Annotated in this window: 2 protein-coding genes; one reads left to right on the top strand and one right to left on the bottom strand. The window is 48.6% G+C overall.

Annotation, left to right across the window (positions count from 1 at the left end; genetic code table 11):
• Positions 1 to 64: 64 nt before the first annotated feature.
• A complete protein-coding gene (locus tag BHE89_RS14720; protein WP_069369991.1) occupies positions 65 to 925 on the top strand; it encodes a hypothetical protein in 861 nt (286 codons plus the stop codon).
• Positions 926 to 963: 38 nt separating this feature from the next.
• Here the strand turns inward: BHE89_RS14720 and traN are convergent.
• The coding region (traN, locus tag BHE89_RS14715; protein WP_128860593.1) for a conjugal transfer mating pair stabilization protein TraN at positions 964 to 2,423 on the bottom strand (1,460 nt) is incomplete at its 5' end.

The raw sequence follows: 2,423 nt of genomic DNA, 5'->3' as shown, positions 1-2,423 counted from the left end.
TTTTTTGATGCTGTGATATTATCGAAGTAAATCAGATTCAACTCAGGTAAGAACGGAGAACAACATGAAAAAGGCTTTAATCACCACCGTGGCTATGGCTGTAGCTGCTCTATCTGGCTGTGCATCCACCAGCAGTTACGAACCCACAGCGTACAAAACCAATCACAGTCGCGCTTACAACATCGCGGAGGCCGGTGGCCTGGTAACAGGCATCCAAGACGCTTCTGTTCCGCGTGACAAGTTGGAGCGTCTGACCGACACCAAAACGTTTGGGGCAGCCTACGTGCTGTCTGGCTACATGTCCCCTCAGCTCGGAATGACCGACTGGCAAGGTGGCTTGGTCAACCTTGCGAACTGGGCTATCGGCCCCAAACAGCATGGCGCTCGCAATAGCTTGATCGCTTGGATGCCTGCTAACGAAGCAGTTTCACCGGCAGACGCTCAGGCCAAATTTCTTTCACATGTGAAAGTTTCCATTGAGTCAGCGCTGACTGATTTGGGTGCCAATTTCACGCTTCTGTATGACAAAGATGGTCGCCTAACCTATCAGTTCTACAAGAATGAATGGGGTTGCCCGACGTGGGTGAACGGACGAAGTAAGGTAGCTGACATGTGTTCCGTTAAGGTGAAAATCGTGGAGCCTCGCCTGGGGTCAGCTCCTAATTTTGTCTCTGGCGTTCAAGGTACAGCGTATGCCTTCACATCAGGCCATGAGACCGCATACAACTTTGTGAATGTCGGTAATGGGGCAGCAAGCCATGCTCCTCAGCAAGCGATCTACGCAGCTATTAGCAAACAGCTACCAGCTTGGGCCTACCTCTACCTTGCTCCAAAATCGGTTGAGCTGGATAATGGCGAAAAAGTTGCTTTCCCTTACCTTCTTGATCAGGGAAAAGCCGAGTTATTTGTTTACCCAGAAGCGTAATCAATCTACATGAGAAAGGGGCCGAAAGGCCCCTTTTTTTATCCACCACCACCAGTTGGCGCGCCTGTTTGAGGGTCTATGCTGTTTGTCGCCTCTTTTCGCTTCGCGTCAATATCAATCCCTTCCAACCGCTCCAACGCCCTTTCCTGAGCATTCTTCCGCGTCCCGTCAATATTGAAGTCATTCCCTGCTCCAGTCAGCGAGTCGAGATTTATTGATGCCGGATCAGGGAATTTACCGTTCTGCTGTAATATCCCAAGCCACTCATCCAAATTAATTTTGCTCCAATCAATTTCGGCAATTTTATCTAGTGGAATCCCTTCACACTGAGGATTTTTCGGGTCTCCAAAGTTCTGCCCCAATTGAGGGCGAACCTGTTCTTGTATAATACGAGAGAGCGGAGAGTTGAAGCAGCAATACGCTTCTCTTTTTTCAATACAAGCGCCCAACACCTTAGATTTACAATAAGAGCCTACATAGGTGCAATTCTTGAGCGCTCTTTTGGCGTTCATAGTGAACTCTTCTTCCTCGCACTTATAAATCATCTGGATCATCACCATCGCAACGACATAGACGGTATATATCGTCATGGCAGTGCTAAGCCATGTTGTCGCAGTCTCCATCATCGCTTCGGCAGCTTGTTCAGATGCTGCGGCAGCCGCCTGCTCTGTTGCTGCATCTTGGCCTGCTGATTTCATGACATCCATCATCACTTCTTTGACTTGCTCTTTGAGTTGGTCAATGAGTTGATCAACAAACTGCTCTACAGGCTGAAAGAACGAATCAACAGCACCTGAAACGTTCTCTATATAACTTGTGAACGGTTTTGTGACTTCTGTCCACCCTTGAAGGGCAGGTTCCCTAAGTACCTGATAAGCCCCTTTAAGCGCATTACCATCAGTCAGCCCCATCACTGCGCCATCGAGCTTTGGAACGGCCATTATTAGGTTCAGATAATCGGCAAGAGATATATTGGTTGGCTTTTCACAGCAATCAGAAACTCCCCCAACAGCTATCTTGCATTCGCCAGCTTCCCCTGCAAAAGCAGAGCAAATAACGTTTTCATCCCCGGTAGGATTGTCATCCCCATCTTGGCCTGTGCAGCTCATATCCTGCGTCATGAATTGGGCTGCATTGAGCAACGCAGTAGCGCGAGCAAAATCAGTGCTTTGTGTTTTGGTCAAATCAAGGCAGTCATCTCCCATGCAGCGTATAGGCCCACCGCACTGGTACTCAGTTTCCTTTTCCAAGGTCGGAACAGAAACATCTGTACCACAGTCATAAGTATCCTCGTGGACGTAGCACGTACCAGAACTTCCCTGAGCACCATCAACACATTTGGAACTGATGAAGCCGCACTGAGGGTTTTCTTCATATTTCTGACAGCTATCGAGATTCCCGCCCGTGTTTACCGGACAGTGCGTTTCACCTTGAGGGTCTGTCCAGCAGTCCATTTGCCCCTTATAGAAGTCATAGTCAGCTTTAACTCGAACCTTTT

This window comes from Shigella sp. FC1967 (genome assembly GCF_001743005.1).
Lineage (GTDB): Bacteria > Pseudomonadota > Gammaproteobacteria > Enterobacterales > Enterobacteriaceae > Proteus.
The sequence above is the reverse complement of the archived record's forward strand: the minus strand, read 5'-3'. Positions and strand labels throughout refer to the sequence as shown.

Coding starts and splice junctions, on each gene's coding strand:
- BHE89_RS14720 (WP_069369991.1), top strand. CDS start 65: ATGAAAAAGGCTTTAATCACCACCGTGGCTATGGCTGTAGCTGCTCTA.